The sequence below is a fragment of the Vibrio sp. 10N.247.311.12 genome (assembly GCF_041467515.1).
Taxonomy (GTDB): Bacteria; Pseudomonadota; Gammaproteobacteria; order Enterobacterales; family Vibrionaceae; genus Vibrio; species Vibrio crassostreae_C.
The window spans coordinates 96,171-113,407 of record NZ_JBFSUV010000003.1 but is presented as its reverse complement, the minus strand read 5'-3'; the positions used below and the strand labels follow the sequence as shown (position 1 = coordinate 113,407).

General features: G+C 44.6%; 15 protein-coding genes. 2 read left to right on the top strand and 13 right to left on the bottom strand.

Going from position 1 to position 17,237, the window contains the following annotated elements:
* Window positions 1-78 precede the first annotated feature (78 nt).
* From lpxA to rpsB, 13 genes are all read right to left on the bottom strand, one after another.
* Window positions 79-867 carry an acyl-ACP--UDP-N-acetylglucosamine O-acyltransferase gene (lpxA, locus tag AB6E30_RS02890; protein WP_017069381.1) on the bottom strand — a complete coding sequence of 263 codons (789 nt, stop codon included), beginning with the start codon at window positions 865-867 and terminating at the stop codon, window positions 79-81.
* A gap of 1 nt (window position 868) precedes the next feature.
* Window positions 869-1,321, bottom strand: a complete 453-nt coding sequence (gene fabZ / locus AB6E30_RS02885; protein WP_009847408.1) for a 3-hydroxyacyl-ACP dehydratase FabZ — start codon at window positions 1,319-1,321, stop codon at window positions 869-871.
* 93 nt (window positions 1,322-1,414) lie between these two features.
* The gene (lpxD, locus tag AB6E30_RS02880; RefSeq protein ID WP_102394426.1) at window positions 1,415-2,446 is read right to left on the bottom strand and encodes a UDP-3-O-(3-hydroxymyristoyl)glucosamine N-acyltransferase; all 1,032 of its coding nucleotides are present in this window, start codon (window positions 2,444-2,446) and stop codon (window positions 1,415-1,417) included.
* Between the two features lie 5 nt (window positions 2,447-2,451).
* Entirely contained in the window at window positions 2,452-2,952 is a 501-nt protein-coding gene (locus AB6E30_RS02875; protein ID WP_102394425.1) for an OmpH family outer membrane protein, read from the bottom strand.
* Between the two features lie 27 nt (window positions 2,953-2,979).
* The gene (gene bamA, locus AB6E30_RS02870) at window positions 2,980-5,385 is read right to left on the bottom strand and encodes an outer membrane protein assembly factor BamA (RefSeq protein WP_102394424.1); all 2,406 of its coding nucleotides are present in this window, start codon (window positions 5,383-5,385) and stop codon (window positions 2,980-2,982) included.
* Between the two features lie 48 nt (window positions 5,386-5,433).
* Window positions 5,434-6,792, bottom strand: a complete 1,359-nt coding sequence (gene rseP / locus AB6E30_RS02865) for a sigma E protease regulator RseP (protein WP_017060736.1) — start codon at window positions 6,790-6,792, stop codon at window positions 5,434-5,436.
* On the bottom strand, window positions 6,789-7,997 hold the full coding sequence (ispC, locus tag AB6E30_RS02860) for a 1-deoxy-D-xylulose-5-phosphate reductoisomerase (protein WP_017060737.1): 1,209 nt from the start codon (window positions 7,995-7,997) through the stop codon (window positions 6,789-6,791). The genes rseP and ispC overlap by 4 nt, the downstream gene beginning before the upstream one ends.
* A 51-nt stretch (window positions 7,998-8,048) precedes the next feature.
* Window positions 8,049-8,891 carry a phosphatidate cytidylyltransferase gene (locus AB6E30_RS02855; RefSeq protein ID WP_372102562.1) on the bottom strand — a complete coding sequence of 281 codons (843 nt, stop codon included), beginning with the start codon at window positions 8,889-8,891 and terminating at the stop codon, window positions 8,049-8,051.
* A 15-nt stretch (window positions 8,892-8,906) separates the two neighbouring features.
* Window positions 8,907-9,659 (bottom strand): isoprenyl transferase, encoded by a 753-nt coding sequence (locus tag AB6E30_RS02850; RefSeq protein WP_017063364.1) that lies wholly within the window; start codon window positions 9,657-9,659, stop codon window positions 8,907-8,909.
* A 98-nt stretch (window positions 9,660-9,757) separates the two neighbouring features.
* Window positions 9,758-10,315: a ribosome recycling factor gene (frr, locus tag AB6E30_RS02845; protein WP_017060741.1), complete on the bottom strand. Its 558-nt coding sequence runs from the start codon at window positions 10,313-10,315 to the stop codon at window positions 9,758-9,760.
* 98 nt (window positions 10,316-10,413) lie between these two features.
* The gene (gene pyrH, locus AB6E30_RS02840) at window positions 10,414-11,145 is read right to left on the bottom strand and encodes a UMP kinase (protein WP_017060742.1); all 732 of its coding nucleotides are present in this window, start codon (window positions 11,143-11,145) and stop codon (window positions 10,414-10,416) included.
* A gap of 161 nt (window positions 11,146-11,306) precedes the next feature.
* The gene (gene tsf, locus AB6E30_RS02835) at window positions 11,307-12,152 is read right to left on the bottom strand and encodes a translation elongation factor Ts (RefSeq protein ID WP_017063361.1); all 846 of its coding nucleotides are present in this window, start codon (window positions 12,150-12,152) and stop codon (window positions 11,307-11,309) included.
* 141 nt (window positions 12,153-12,293) lie between these two features.
* Entirely contained in the window at window positions 12,294-13,025 is a 732-nt protein-coding gene (rpsB, locus tag AB6E30_RS02830) for a 30S ribosomal protein S2 (RefSeq protein WP_032546326.1), read from the bottom strand.
* A 457-nt stretch (window positions 13,026-13,482) separates the two neighbouring features.
* Here rpsB and map point away from each other — a divergent pair, with 457 nt between their 5' ends.
* On the top strand, window positions 13,483-14,361 hold the full coding sequence (map, locus tag AB6E30_RS02825; protein WP_017060743.1) for a type I methionyl aminopeptidase: 879 nt from the start codon (window positions 13,483-13,485) through the stop codon (window positions 14,359-14,361).
* Window positions 14,362-14,499: 138 nt separating this feature from the next.
* A complete protein-coding gene (glnD, locus tag AB6E30_RS02820) occupies window positions 14,500-17,121 on the top strand; it encodes a bifunctional uridylyltransferase/uridylyl-removing protein GlnD (protein ID WP_372102560.1) in 2,622 nt (873 codons plus the stop codon).
* Window positions 17,122-17,237 lie beyond the last annotated feature (116 nt).

Below are 17,237 nucleotides of genomic sequence, written 5' to 3'. Positions count from 1 at the left end.
GCGATCTTTTTGTTATACCAATCTGATTAAGTAATTATTGTCATACTTACGCGGATTGGTACATAACCACATCGAGTATTAACGAATAATACCGCGCTCAGAGTTCTCTAGCATTTCAAGCATAGGAACTACCGAAGTAAACTCTTTTGCCATTTCCACTAAAGCCGCTTTCGCTTCTTCAAGTGTTTTACCTGAACGGTATAGCTCTTTGTACGCTTTCTGTAGTGCACGAATTTCAGGTTTCTCAAATCCGTTACGCTTCAAGCCTACTAGGTTAAGGCCGAATGGAGCCGCGTGGTTACCCTGTGCAAGCACGTACGGCAGTACATCTTGAACAACTGCAGAACAGCCACCGATGTATGCGTAAGCACCAATTGAGCAGAATGGGTGAATCGCAGAAAGTGCCATAACACCAGCGTAGTCGCCAACCGTTACATGACCGCCAAGAATAGCGTTGTTACCAATGTGAGTGTGGTTACCAACAATAACATCGTGCGCTACGTGAGCATTAACACAAAGTAAGTTGTCATCACCAATCACTGTGGTTGCTTTGTCTTGAACCGTACCACGATGGATTTGAACCGCTTCACGAATTACGTTGCGATCACCGATCACAACTGTTGTGTCTTCGCCGCCGTATTTCTTATCTTGGTTTTCTTCACCGATAACAGCGTGTGGGAAGATACGGTTTTCTTTACCAATGGTTGTGTGACCTTTGATCACAACGTGCGACATCACTTCAGTGTCGTCACCAATTGTCACGTTACCAGCAATGTAAGTGAAAGGCCCAACCGTCACGTTAGCACCGATAGTTACATCACCTTCGATTACTGCTGCCGGGTGAATTTTCGCTGTTTCATGAATCATATTAAAACTCTCTACGAGCACATTTAAGTTCAGCTGAACATACAACTACGCCGTCAACCTTAGCAACACCATTAAACGATGCGATGCCACGACGTTCTTTTAAGAATTCAACTTCGATAACCAGTTGGTCACCAGGTACTACTGGCTTACGGAATTTTGCTTTATCAACACTTGCAAAGTAGTAAAGCTCGTTGCCAGAAGGCGCACCAAAAGATTTAAATGCTAGAAGGCCTGTTGCTTGTGCCATTGCTTCTAAGATCAACACGCCTGGGAATACAGGAAGTTGTGGGAAGTGGCCTGTGAACTGAGGTTCGTTAACAGAGACATTCTTAATCGCAGTCAGTGTTTTTTCTTTTTCAAAGCTAGTCACACGATCAACCATTAAGAATGGGTAGCGATGAGGTAATAGTTCCTGAATTTCAGTAATGTTCATCGTTGTCTGTTCAGTAGTCAAAGTCGTATTCCTATATATATTCTTTATTTAATTAGAAGGATTATAAACGAAAAAGACTCGCTGTACGCGAGCCTTTTATTAGAAATGCTGGAATTATGATTCCGCGCTCTTCTCGATAAGTTTTTCAACAGTTTTCAAACGCTTGTTCATTTCATCAATTCGATGAACACGCGTTGCTGTTTTACGCCAATCTTTATTTGGCTGTAAAGGAATACCTGAAGAGTACATGCCTTTCTCAGTGATGCTGCGCATTACCATCCCCATACCGGTGATTGTAACGCCATCAACGATTTCAATGTGACCATTAATCACACTGCCGCCACCAATAATACAGTACTTACCTATCGTCGTGCTGCCTGCGATTATAGTACCACCCGCAAGAGCAGAACCATATCCGATGTGAACATTGTGAGCAATTTGAAGTTGGTTATCTAAGATAACGTTATCTTCAATGATTGTGTCATCTAATGCACCACGGTCAATGGTAGTACACGCGCCGATTTCTACGCGGTTACCAATGCGAACAGAACCCACTTGCGGGATCTTAACCCACTCACCTTTCTCGTTTGCATAGCCAAAGCCATCAGAGCCAATAACAGTACTTGATTGGATCAGACATGCTTCACCTATCACAACTTCATGGTAAACACTTACGTTAGCCCACAGCTTAGTGCCTGCGCCAATTTTTGCATTTTTACCAATAAAGCAACCAGCACCGATGATCACATCATCACTAAGTACTACACCAGACTCAATCACAGCGTTCGCGCCAATAGACACATTTTGTCCAATGGTTGCTTCGCTAGAGATTGAAGCAGAATCAGCAATAGCCGCTGCGGGAGCAGGAGTAGTATCAAGCGCTTGAGCAACTTTAGCAAAAGCAACATAAGGGTCATTAACCACAATCACGTTAGTCTTGCACAGTTGACGCTCACTCTCTTTAACCATAATAGCGGACGCTTTACAGTCACCTAGGTGCTTGCTGTACTTCACGTTAGAAAGGAACGTAATGTTACCTTCTTGCGCTTTATCCATCGGAGCGACTGCTGAAACGGTAATTGTACCATCTCCGTGTAGCTCTCCCCCGGTAATCGTTGCCAATTCGGCTAAAGTCAGATTCTTCATAAAACTTATTTCAGTACTTTAATTACTTTCTCAGAGATGTTGTATTCTGGCTTGCCGTATTGCAGAGCTTGAATATCAACGATCATGTCGTAGCCTTCTTTCTCTGCAACTTTCGTTACAGCATCTTGAATCACTTTGAATAGCTTCTGCTTCTCTTGTGCTTCACGACGTTGGCTTGCTTTTTCTAGTGCTTGAGCTTTGATTTTGTACTTGCTGTCTAGTTGGCCTACTTCGATACGTAGCTTCTCAACTTCGTCAGGACCTAGTAGCTCGCCATCACGCTTAAGCTTTTCAATCTTCGTTTTAGCTTCAGCTTGAATGCTCTGTAGCTCAGCTGCTTTGTCTTTGAACTCTTCCTGCATTTTTTGAAGAACAACTTCACGCTGAGGTAGAGCCTGGAATACTTGTGCAGTGTTTACATAACCCACTTTTTGCGCAGCTTCAGCAGCTGTTGCAAAGAAAGAAGAGCTAAGAACTACAAGGCCTAAACCTGCTGCTTTAATCATATTTTTCAAAATATTGTCCTTTAAATATTAGAAAGTTCTACCAATGGTGAATGTGAAGAATTCCTCATCATCACCTTCGTAAACTTTAATTGGTTTCGCTAGAGAGAAAACCAGTGGGCCCATCGGTGACATCCATTGAAGGGCTGCACCATAAGATGAACGGTAATTTGTTGGATCAGAGTAATCGTAGTAGTACTGGCCGCCACTGTTAGGTGCGCCACGGTCTACGAACTCGGTATCCCATACACTTGCCATATCGAAGAAGACACTGGTACGAATTTGGCTGCGCGCTTCATCAGAAGCAAACGGCGTTGGTACAATTAACTCTAAGCTTGCTAAGGCAACCGCGTTACCACCCACTGAATCATCAGTAGCGGTATCATAGGTTGGGTTATTACCTGTGCTGCTGCCGTAAACGGCTTTCGGGCCAGCTGAGTTAGAGCCAAAACCACGTAGGGTTGTAAAACCACCTGCGTAGTAGTTCTCGTAGAATGGGAACAAGTTATCGTTACCATCTGTTTGACCATAACCATTACCATAGCCTAATCGGCCGCGCATCAATAGTGTGAACTCATGCTTTTTGGTCAGCGGGATGTAATGTTTTACATCGTACTGCATTTTGAAGTACTGAGCATCAGAGCCTGGTACCGTCATTTTAGCGAAAGCACGTTGGTGGTTACCCTCTGTTGGGAAGAAACCACGGTTCAAGTTGTTACGCGTCCAAGAGATATTGATATCGAAGTCATCAGTTAAGATGTGCTCATCACCGTATTGGTCGATACTTCTCGCAAACTGTTCAACCTGGATATAAGTCGGTACGTTACCGATCTTGTTGTGCGTATAGCCAACACCGAACTCAATGCGGTTCAGCTCATCCATAGGGAAACCCCAGGTTAAGCTCGTACCATAACTTTGGTTGGTATAGTCGACGATGCCCGCTTCAGAGGCTTCAAATTCGTTGTAGAAGATCTTACCGCCTAAGCTCACACCATCCAGGTTCCAGTATGGGTCACGGTAGTCTAAGCTCACGTTTTTTTGGTAATCGTTCATCATGGCACTTACGCCAACACGGTTACCAGAGCCCGCAAAGTTGTCTTGTTGCAGGCCAACTTGGAAACTCACACCAGATTCAGTACCGTAGCCGACACCAAAGTTGATACTGCCTGAGTTCGCTTCCTTAACGTTGTAAACCAAATCAACTTGGTCTTCACTGCCAGGAACACGCACTGTTTGTACATCAACCGTTTCAAAGAAACCTAAACGGTTAAGACGGCTCTTACCGGTATCAATGGACTTAGAGTTAAGCCAGCTGCCTTCCATTTGACGCATTTCACGACGCAGTACTTCGTCTTTCGTTGAGTTGTTACCCGTGAATCGAATATCACGAACATAGATACGGCTGCCCGCTTCTACATTGATAACCAACGACACTTCTTTGGTCTCATCGTCAAATTCAGGAATCGTGCGAACTTGTGGGTACGCGTAGCCAGATTCACCAAGAATTCGTTTTACGTTCTCTTCCAAAGACGTTACCGAAGAACCGTTGTACGTATCGCCGTCTTCGAATGGCACTAACGCTTCGAAGTCAGCCTCACGACCGATTAATTCACCACGGAAAGAGACATCTTTAACGGTGTAGGCTTCGCCTTCATCGAGGCCAAGCGTGATGTAAACACCTTTTTTGTCTGGAGAGATCGCCACCTGCGTAGAGTCAACCTTAAACTTAAGGTAACCACGGTCAAGGTAGTAAGATTTCAGCGCTTCGATATCACCGGCTAATACTTGCTTTTGGTATTTTTCATCCGCAAGGAAATTCCACCATGCAACATCAACATTCAGATTGAAACGACTAAGCAGTTCAGAGTCAGAGAAGACTTCATTACCGATAAAGTTGATTTGCTGAATCTTAGCGGATACGCCCTCAGTAAACACAAACTTAAGGTCAGAACGGTTACGTGGCAGAGGTGTCACAACCGCTTTTACTGTCGCGTTGTACTTACCAACACTGTAGTAAAAATCTTCAAGGCCTTTTTCAATGTTACTCAGCGTAGTACGGTCAAGAGCCTCACCTTCACGAACACCAGACGCATCTAGGTTCTGCTGAAGTTGCTCTTCTTTGATCGCTTTGTTACCCGAGAATGAAATGCTCGCGATGGTCGGTCGTTCTTTTACTTGAACAACTAAAACACCTTCATCGCGAAGAACTTTAACGTCCTCGAAGTTACCTGAAGCATACAATGCACGAATGATCTCAGACACATCGCTTTCATCCACTTCATCGCCAATACGTACTGGCATTTTCAGTAGAGCTGCACCAAGTGCAACACGCTGTAAACCTTCGATCTTGATATCTTGAACTACAAAGTTTTGTGCTCCGTTCGCAGCCACACTAGTGGCCAATAGACTTGCGAACAGAATTTGCTTAATCGCCATACTTATTCTAATTATTCCTTGCTACTACCAATGCCTGTGAGAAACCATTCACAGACGAGTAAAATCGTTAAATATTGCCAGAGCCATCAATGAGAAGAGGATTGCCCCTCCCACTCTGTATCCCATTTCCTGAACTTTCTCAGGTACCGGTTTACGAGTAACGGCCTCAATAGCGAAAAACAGCAAATGTCCGCCATCAAGCATAGGCAGCGGAACCAAATTAATAATCCCTAAGTTAACACTAATCAGAGCCAAAAAGCCCAAGAAGTAAACCAGACCATAATCGGCGGTTGTACCTGCACCTTTAGCGATTGAAATAGGGCCACTCAAGTTGTTTAAGCCAACATCACCAACGATGAGCTTCTTAAGCATTGTCAGTGTCAATCCAATGATTTGACCTGTTTTATCAAATGCTTTTCCTACAGACTCAATTACACCAAATTGTAACTCAAAGCGATAATCTTCTGGCCATTCTGCGACTTCCGGAGCAATACCTGCATAGCCGATTGTCGAACCATCAGAAAGCTCTCGACTTTTTGGTGTCATAACCAATGACTGCTCGGCACCATTTCGCAATACGACCAAGTCCAATGATGTCATTGGATTAGCACGAATTAACTCAACAACCGACTGCCACTGTTCAATAGGTTGCCCGTTAATCTCAACAATTTTATCGCCAGCTTCAAGACCTGCATCGTATGCAGCGCCATCATCAATGATTTGAGCCAGTACGGTCGATATCTCTGGAGAATACGGTCTAAAGCCCAGCGTTGTCATTGCAGATTCAGTTTCTGGGTTGAACGACCAGTCTGAAATATCCAATGTCATTTGTTGCTCAAAGCCGATGTCGTCTTGAGAAGCAACCGTCACTGTCATGGATTGATCACCAATGTGCGATATCAACCCCATATTGACTGATTCCCAATCTGCGGTTTTGATTCCTGAAATAGATTTAAGTTCCATTCCAGTTTCAATTCCGGCTTGTGCAGCAATAGATTGTGGAGTGACTTCACCAATCACGGGCTTAACCGCGGGTACGCCAATCAAAAATACTAACCAATACGCGAACACCGCAAAGATAAAGTTGAATGCAGGGCCTGCACCCACAATCGCCGTTCGTTTCCAAAGCGGCTTCTTGTCGAAAGCGTATTGCTGTTGATCTTCAGAAAGATCGTCAACACGACCATCGAGCATCTTAACGTAGCCGCCCAGTGGAATCACTGACAAGCTGTATTCAGTACCATCACGGCCCACTTTACTCCAGATTGATTTACCAAAACCAATCGAGAATTTTTCAACTTTCACACCACAACGACGAGCGACCCAGAAGTGTCCAAACTCATGAACAGCAACCAGAATGCCAAGCGCTACGATAAAAGATGCGAAGTTCCACAGAATTCCACTCATGCTAGCTGCTCTTTAATAAATTGAATGGCTATTTGACGAGACATATTATCGAGCTCGAGAAGGCTTTCCAAGCTATCTAAACCCTCAGAGTTATGTTGTTCACATACTTTGCTCATAACGTGTTCGTTAATGACAGCAATATCGGTAAACTTCACCTGATTGTTCAAGAAAGCATCGACCGCGATCTCGTTTGCTGCATTAATGGCTGTTGTCGCATGCTGACCTAAGTAGCACGCTTCAATCGCTAACCTCAAACACGGGTAACGACTGAAATCTGGTTCTAAGAAGGTAAGCTCACCCACTTTAGTAAAGTCTAAAGGCTTAACACCCGCCTCGGTACGATTAGGGTAAGACATCGTCAAAGCGATTGGCGTTGCCATATCTGGTTCGCCCATTTGAGCAAGCACAGAGCCATCCTTGTACTGAACCATCGAGTGAATCACAGACTGCGGGTGAATGATGACCTTTAACTGCTCCTGAGAAGCATTAAATAGCCATTTCGCTTCAATGTACTCTAGCCCTTTATTCATCATAGTCGCAGAATCGACAGAGATCTTAGGCCCCATAGACCAGTTAGGGTGTGCAATTGCGCGTTCAGGAGTCACTGATTCGAGTTCAGCCACATCGGTATAACGGAAAGGACCACCAGAACCAGTCAGAAGAATATGGTTAATGCCGTTTTCTTCAAGGTTACAGCGGCCTAGGTTAGTTTGTACGTTCTGCGGAAGGCATTGGAAAATAGCATTATGCTCGCTATCGACAGGAAGCAGCTCTGCACCGTATTTTTCCACGGCGTCGATAAACAACTGCCCAGACATCACCAAAGCTTCTTTGTTTGCAAGCAAGATACGCTTGCCCGCTTTAACCGCAGACATAGTAGGAAGTAAACCAGCGGCACCAACAATCGCGGCCATTACCGTGTCCACTTCCTCTAGAGAAGCAACCTGACACATGCCTTCAGTGCCTGAAAGTACTTTTACGTTAGGGTAACTCACGGACAACACTTCAGTCAGTTGAGACGCTGCATCAGAGCAAGCCATAGCAACATAGCTTGGTTGCCACTTTTCAACTAACGCCAGCATCTTTTCAACATTCGAGCCTGCAGCCAGTGCAACCACTGAATAGAGATCTGGGTTTTGCTCAACGACTTTTAGTGTACTTGCACCAATTGAGCCGGTAGCGCCAAGGATAGTTAGATTTCGCATCACATATGACCGTAGAAATGTAATAAAGGGCAGAATCACTGCCCTTTTTTATTAGAATGCTAAATAAAGCAGAGCAAAGACAGGGAATGCAGCCGTTAAGCTATCTATTCTATCTAGTATACCACCATGACCAGGAATCAGATTACTGCTGTCTTTCACCCCAGAAACACGCTTAAACATGCTTTCAACAAGGTCACCTAGAACAGAAATAACAACGGTCACAAGGGTAATAACAATCATGTGAAGTGGGCTTGTGAATTGGATGTCAAACAAGTCAGCAAAGATCCAAGCCACGATCACCGCAGTAATAATGCCACCGATAAGACCTTCAATCGTCTTATTAGGGCTTACCGCTGGTGCCATTTTACGCTTACCAAAACTCTTTCCTGAAAAGTATGCGCCGCTATCTGCAGCCCAAACAAGCAAGCAAACAAACATCACCAGTTTAGCACCGTGGTAAGGATCAGCATCGATACCGTTAGCACGCAGGATAACCACACTCCAGAAGAATGGCAGCAGAGTCAGCACACCAAAGGCGTGACGAAGAAGAGAAGAGTCTTTCCATGCAGGCATAGACTTAGGATAAGTCACCGCCATGCCACTCGCGATTACCCACCAAATCGAGCCAATCGTTAGAATGGCGTAGTGAGCAGTAGACGAGTTATTAAGGCTAAATGCATCAAAAGGGATAAAAGCAAAACTTGCAGCACTTACCACAACCGTTGGAATCAACGCTACATAACGTGATTTGCTTTCAACAAACTGAGTCCACTCCCAAAAACCCAATAGCGAGATTACCGCTAGTGAAAGAATAAATGTAGGAAGTGATAACTCGAAAATACCTAGAATAACTAGGGGAGCTAAAATCAACGCCGTAATAATTCGTTGTTTCAAACCAAAAAATCCTTATTAACTGTCCATCAGAGCTTTAATTTGCTCACCGGTGCATCCAAAACGACGCTCACGGTTAACAAACCAAGTCACAGCTTCTACTAAGCTGTCTTCATTAAAGTCTGGCCAGAATTGTTCAGTGAAATACATTTCGGCGTAAGCCAACTGCCAAAGCATAAAATTACTAATGCGGCATTCGCCACTGGTACGGATAAGTAGATCGACTTCAGGAATATCTGCCATTGTCAGGTGCTGTGTAATCATAGCTTCATCAATGTCATCTACATTAATATCACCAGACTTTACCTGTTGAGCAATAGAGGTCATTGCTTGCTGAATATCCCACTTACCGCCGTAGTTAGCTGCAATATTAATAACCATACCCGTATTGGTGCTAGTCAAAGCTTCCGCTTCTTCTATCTTCTTTTGTAGTCGATCATTGAAACGACTTTTATCACCAATAACACGAAGTTGTAGATTATTTTTATGAAGCTTTTTAACTTCACTCGACAGCACTGAAATAAACAGTTCCATCAAGATACCGACTTCTTCTTCAGGACGACGCCAGTTTTCGCTACTAAATGCAAAAAGAGTAACGGCTTTAATGCCAAGTCTGGCTGCAGAAGAGATAGTTTTACGAACGGCTTGAACACCGTTTTTATGGCCAAAGACGCGAGGCTTGCCCTGAGCTTTTGCCCAGCGACCATTACCATCCATAATGATAGCAATGTGTTTAGGAAGAGAGTCTGTGAACGCTTGAGAATTATGCATAAAAGAGTGAATCAAATTCTAATAGTCGAACAGAGTAGCATAAAAAAACGCTGCACCGTGAGTACAGCGTTTTTCCGGAAAGAAAAGAATATGGAAAATTAAACTTCCATCAACTCTTTTTCTTTAACAGCTAGAACTTCGTCTACGTTCTTAACCGCAGCGTCAGTTAGCTTTTGAATTTCGTCTTGTGCTTTACGATCTTCATCTTCAGAGATTTCTTTATCTTTAAGAAGTGCTTTTAGATCGCCATTCGCGTCACGACGGATGTTACGGATAGCAACACGGCCACCTTCAGCTTCGCCACGAACGATTTTAACTAGGTCTTTACGACGCTCTTCCGTTAGCGGTGGAAGTGGAACACGGATAACCGTACCAGCAGACATAGGGTTTAGGCCTAGGTCAGATGTCAGGATTGCTTTTTCAACTAGAGGAGTCAGTGTTTTATCAAACACTGTAATAGCTAGTGTACGTGCATCTTCAGCGATAACGTTAGCTACTTGAGTCAAAGGCGTTGGAGCACCGTAGTACTCAACAGTAAGACCAGAAAGTAGGCTCGGGTGCGCACGGCCTGTACGAATCTTTTGCAGGCTGTTTTTTAGTGCATCAACACTTTTTACCATGCGCTCTTGAGCGTCTTTTTTGATTTCGTTAATCACAATTTCACCTTGATTATGTTCTTTCTTCAAGAAAGCTTTTTATTTGGAGTGATAAGGATAAGCTTACCAAGGTACAACACCTCAGTAAGCCCGAAAAATTAGTCAGCGTCGCTGATTAATGTACCTTCAGTTTCACCCATAACCACGCGACGTAGTGCGCCTGGTTTATTCATGTTAAATACACGGATTGGCATTTTGTGATCACGTGCTAGCGTAAATGCAGCCAAGTCCATTACTTTAAGTTCTTTATCAAGAACCGTGTTGTAAGACAACGTATCATACAACTCTGCGTCTGGGTTTGCTACAGGGTCAGAAGTAAATACACCATCTACTTTTGTCGCTTTTAGAACTACGTCAGCTTCGATTTCGATACCACGTAGACATGCAGCAGAATCCGTAGTGAAGAATGGGTTACCCGTACCAGCAGAGAAGATCACAACGCGACCTTGACGTAGTTGGCTGATTGCATCTGCCCAGTTGTAGTCGTCACACACACCTTTAAGAGGGATTGCAGACATTACACGTGCGTTTACGTAAGCACGGTGAAGAGCGTCACGCATTGCAAGGCCGTTCATTACCGTTGCAAGCATACCCATGTGGTCACCAACAACGCGGTTCATGCCAGCTTCAGCAAGACCAGCACCACGGAACAAGTTACCGCCACCGATAACAACACCAACTTGAACGCCTAGTTCAACCAATTCTTTTACTTCTTGAGCCATACGATCAAGGATCGTTGGGTCAATACCAAAACCTTCTTCGCCTTGTAGCGCTTCACCGCTAAGTTTTAACAGAATACGTTGATACACTGGTTTAGGGTTCGTAGTCATGGAGTTTACCTTCCAAAGAGTTGATGATTAACAGTCATGGATAAAAACTGAGTAAGTCAGTTTGCATTCATAACCACTAACGTTGCCTTCAAAAATAGTTCACTATTCATAAAAAGACCGCAGCATTTGCCACGGTCTTTTTTCAAACAATACGCTAAGGATTAACCTTTTTGTACCGCTGCAACTTCGTCAGCGAAGCTCATTTCAGCAGCTTTCTCGATACCTTCACCAACTTCTAGACGTACGAAGTTAGATACTGCAGCGCCTTTTTCTTTAAGGATTTCGCCAACAGTTTTCTTAGGTTCCATGATGAAAGCTTGACCAGTTAGAGAGATTTCGCCCGTGAATTTCTTCATACGGCCGATAACCATTTTCTCAGCGATCTCTTGAGGCTTGCCTTCGTTCATAGCGATTTCAACTTGAACTTCTTTCTCTTTAGCAACTACGTCTGCTGGTACGTCTTCTGGGTTAACAAACTCAGGACGAGAAGCAGCAACGTGCATAGCAACGTGCTTAAGAGTTTCAGCTTCGCCTTCACCAGCTACAACAACACCGATTTTCTCACCGTGACGGTAAGAAGCTAGTGCAGCACCTTCAACGTAAGCTACGCGACGGATGTTGATGTTTTCGCCGATTTTAGCAACTAGAGCAACGCGAGTTTCTTCGAACTGTGCTTGTAGCTCTTCTACAGAAGCTTTAGAAGCTACTGCTGCAGCTGCAACTTCTTCTGCAAACGCAGTGAAGCTAGCATCTTTTGCTACGAAGTCAGTTTGGCAGTTAACTTCAAGAAGAACAGCTACACCGTTCTCTTCTTTGATGATGATTGCGCCTTCAGCAGCAACGTTACCAGCTTTCTTAGCTGCTTTCGCTGCGCCAGATTTACGCATGTTTTCAATTGCTAGTTCGATGTCAGCGTTTGCTTCTACAAGCGCTTTCTTACATTCCATCATGCCAGCGCCAGTGCGCTCGCGAAGTTCTTTAACTAGAGCAGCAGTTACAGTTGCCATTCTCTATTCCTCGGTTGATTCGAAAATAAGGTAAAAATCAGGGGCCAAAACGAGGCCCCCGATCTAACTATAACTTAGCTTACATTTAATAAAGATTTCAAAATCTATATTAGCTAAGCCAAGCGTGATTCAGAGCCGCTATTATTCAGCTTCTACAAAACCATCTTTTTCAGCAGCTACAGCAGCAACGTCTTTGTTACGACCTTCTTTAACCGCGTCTGCAGCAGCGTTTAGGTAAAGCTGTACTGCACGGATTGCATCGTCGTTACCTGGGATAACGAAGTCAACGCCGTCTGGGTTAGAGTTAGTATCAACTACAGCGTAAACTGGGATACCTAGGTTGTTTGCTTCTTTAACTGCGATGTGTTCGTGATCAGCATCGATTACGAATAGAGCGTCTGGTAGGCCGCCCATGTTCTTGATACCACCAAGAGACTTCTCTAGCTTCTCCATTTCACGAGTACGCATTAGAGCTTCTTTCTTAGTTAGCTTGTCGAAAGTACCGTCTTGAGCTTGCGCTTCAAGTTCTTTCAGACGCTTGATAGACTGACGAACAGTTTTGTAGTTCGTTAGCATACCGCCTAACCAGCGGTTGTTAACGTAGAACTGGTTGCTGTTTACAGCAGCTTCTTTAACAGCTTCAGATGCAGCGCGCTTAGTACCAACGAAAAGAACTTTACCTTTCTTCTCACCAACTTTAGCGATTTCTGCTAGAGCTTCGTTGAACATTGGTACAGTTTTTTCTAGGTTGATGATATGTACTTTGTTACGAGCACCAAAGATGAATGGCTTCATTTTTGGGTTCCAGTAACGAGTTTGGTGACCGAAGTGAACACCAGCTTTAAGCATATCGCGCATTGATACAGTTGCCATTTTAAAATCCTCTATGGGGTTAGGCCTCCACATCCCCCATGAATCCGACCCCTAACAACTAACCACTTTTCAGCCGTTATCTGTGTTGTTGAGGCACCCCGGAACATGTGTCGGAATGTGTGTGATTTAAAGAAATAAGTTAGTGGACATAAAGCTTGTTTCGCCAATTGGAGAAAACAGTCCTGATGTCCGGCGCGCTTTATACCATATTTTGTCTATCTATGGCTAGAAAAAATTCTAAAAATGGCGACTGCTATACTGATCTCTAAAGGTAAATTTTCTCTATAAAATAGTGTCTATATCAAGCAGGTTCTGCATCTGTTAACCGAACATTATTTAATCACGTTAACAGTATCCTCCAGTATTGTACGGACATGGTAATGTTGCGCTAAATTGCTGCACTGATAGAATAGCCCCAATATGCACACTTAGGTGCTACCAAATTAAGAGATATGCAATGGCTGTAAAAATTAAAACTGCTGAAGAAATTGAAAAAATGCGCGTCGCCGGCAAGCTGGCCGCTGACATTATTGAGATGATCGAACCTCACATCCAAGTGGGTACCACGACGGAAGAGCTCAATACGCTTTGTCATGAGTACGCTCTAGAAAGAGGTGCATACTCTGCGCCACTCGATTACCACGGTTTCCCTAAGTCTATCTGTACGTCTATCAATCATATTGTGTGTCACGGCATTCCCGCGTCACAAGACGAGACGGGTAGCACAGGTCAATTCAAACCTGCGGTACTCAAAGATGGCGACATTCTGAACGTTGATATCACAGTTATCATCCCTGATGACGCAAATGCCGATCTTAGTACTCGCCCTCAAGGCTACCACGGTGACACCTCTAAGATGTTCCTAGTGGGTGAGGTTTCACCTGCAAACAAGCGTCTGTGCATGGTTGCTCAAGAAGCACTTTACGAAGGCATGCGCCAAGTTAAGCCAGGTGTTCAACTTGGTCAAATCGGTACTGCTATCGAGAAGTACATCAAAACAAACAACAAGAACAACCCACGCGCTAAGTTCTCTATTGTTAAAGATTACTGTGGTCACGGCATTGGTTCTGAATTCCACGAAGATCCACAAGTAGTTCACTACAAGAACAGCGATCGCACCGTGCTAAAAGCAGGCATGTGCTTCACTATCGAGCCAATGATCAACGCGGGTAAGTTTGGCTGTCGTCTTGATGACGAAGATAGCTGGACAGTATACACAGCAGACAGCAAGAACTCGGCTCAATGGGAGCACACTCTGGTTGTAACTGATACTGGTTGTGAAGTACTAACACTGCGCAGCGATGATACAATCCCACGTATCATGAAGAACGCTTAGTTCACCGAACTGAGCGCATCAGCCTTTTAAAAATATCCTCGCATTGTCGAGGATATTTTTTATCCACTCAATTTCGATTTTCCATCAGCTTCTGTTAAATTGTTTACTATTCTCATTTGCTTGCACGGATAGCAGACTATGCCTTATCAATGCCCTCTTACGTTCAATGACGAACAAATTGAAATCTGCGAATTAAAAAATCAGCTCGAGATCTTCACGCAGTATCAAAAAAATGAATTTCTGAACCACCATCCCGTCACCGATTTGGTTCTACTCCGCTCCGAATACATGGATTTACTTCTCAATCGTTTGTGGGAAAATTTCGGATTCAACAAACTGCCTCATATTTCACTTGTCGCAGTGGGTGGTTATGGTCGTGGCGAACTGCATCCTTTGTCTGACATTGATATTCTCATTGTCTCGCAAAAAACACTACCACCAGCTCTTGGTGAAAAGGTCAGTCAATTCATTACTCTACTTTGGGATTTAAAGCTCGAAGTTGGCCATGCTGTGCGAACTATTACTGAGTGTCTCGATATCGGCACCGATGATTTAACCGTCGCGACCAACCTACAAGAGTCGCGATTGTTATGTGGTAGTGAAGACACTTTCCAAGAACTAAAACTGAAGATTCATTCCGATTCATTTTGGCCAAGTGAGACGTTTTACAAAGCCAAGATTCAAGAACAGAGAGAGCGTCATGCTCGCTACCACGACACCACCTATAATTTAGAACCGGACATCAAATCGACTCCGGGAGGGCTCAGAGACATCCATACCCTGAGCTGGGTTGCGCGTCGCCACTTCGGCGCGACCTCTTTGTTAGAGATGAGCAAATACGGCTTTCTGACCGATGCTGAATATCGTGAGCTCGTTGAGTGCCAAGATTTTTTATGGCGTGTTCGCTTTGCATTGCATATTGAACTGCGCCGTTACGACAACCGTTTAACGTTCGCGCATCAAGCTCAAGTCGCTGAACATCTGGGTTATACGGGTGAAGGAAACCGTGGTGTTGAGATGATGATGAAAGAGTTCTACCGAACTCTTCGTCGTGTTGCTGAACTGAATAAGATGCTGCTTAAGCTGTTCGATCAAGCGATCATCAATGGCGGTCAAACCCAAGATGCTGAAATTCTCGATAGTGATTTCCAACGTCGAGGTTCGTTGATCGAAGCGCGCAAGCCTGCCCTATTCCAAGCAAGACCAGAAACCATTCTCGATATGTTCATCCATATCGCCAATGACTCGACTATCGAAGGGGTAAGTCCACCAACATTGCGACAACTGCGTACGGCACGCCGTCGATTGAACCGATTCCTGCATACCATTCCTGAAGCTCGTGACAAGTTCATGGATCTAGTTCGCCACCCTAATGCCCTGCACAAAGCCTTTAGCTTAATGCACAAATTGGGCGTGCTCTCTGCGTACTTACCGCAGTGGAGCCAGATCGTTGGTCAGATGCAGTTTGACCTATTCCATGTTTACACCGTGGATGAGCACAGTATCCGCCTGCTCAAGCACATCAACCGCTTTGGTCAAGTCGAAAACCACGATAAGCACCCTATCTGCTGTGAAGTCTATCCTCGAGTACAGAAGAAAGAGTTGCTTATCCTTGCCGCTATCTTCCATGACATCGGCAAAGGCCGCGGCGGAGACCACTCTGAGATAGGTGCGGTTGAGGCTTACTCTTTCTGTATTGAACACGGGCTATCGAAGCCTGAAGCCAAACAAGTCGCGTGGTTGGTACAAAATCACCTATTGATGTCAGTAACGGCTCAACGTCGTGATATCTACGACCCAGATGTGATCACCGAATTCGCCAAAAAAGTGCGTGATGAAGAATCACTCGAGCTACTGGTTTGTTTAACCGTTGCCGATATCTGTGCGACTAACCCTGAGCTATGGAACAGTTGGAAACGAACCCTGTTAGCTGAGCTGTTCCACTCAACGCAGCGAGCACTGCGCCGCGGCTTGGAAAACCCTGTCGATGTCAGAGACCGTATTCGTCACAACCAACAAATGGCATCAGCACTGCTGCGTAAAGAAGGCTTCACCGCTCGTGAGATTGAAGTGTTGTGGCAACGCTTTAAGGCCGATTATTTCTTGCGTCACACACATAAACAAATCGCTTGGCACTGTGAGCACTTACTTCGCCTAGAAGACCCAAGCCAACCGTTAGTGCTGATCAGTAAGAAAGCGACGCGCGGTGGCACAGAAGTGTTCGTTTATTGTAAAGACCAAGCAGCACTGTTTGCGACCGTGGTTGCCGAACTCGACAGACGTAACTTTAACGTTCATGACGCGCAGGTCATGGTTAGCAAAGATGGTCATGTTTTGGATACCTTTATCGTACTAGACCAGCACGGCGAAGCGATTGATGAAGCAAGACACAAAGCCGTTGCTAAACATCTGACTCATGTATTGACTGATGGCCGCCCGACTAAGATTAAGACGCGTCGCACGCCACGTAACTTGCAACACTTTAAGGTCAAAACCTTAGTTGAGTTCCTACCAACCAAGAGCAAGAAACGTACCTTGATGGAGTTAAGAGCTCTTGATACGCCGGGGTTATTGGCTCAAGTCGGTGCAACCTTTGCGGAGCTAGACATCAACTTGCACGGTGCGAAAATCACCACGATAGGTGAGAGAGCTGAAGATTTGTTTATTCTGACCAGTGATGCGGGAGGCAGACTGTCTGAAGAACAGGAACAAGCGCTAAGAGAAAGGTTAACTGAGCATGTTTCAGAACTCGCACCTTAGAAAGCGAATTCAGTCTAAAAACAGGTTTAATAACCAAATAAGTGTGGGCAAAGATAGAGAGCGATCTTGCCCACAACTTACAATCAATTCACAGATATCAACTATCTAGCTCGTCG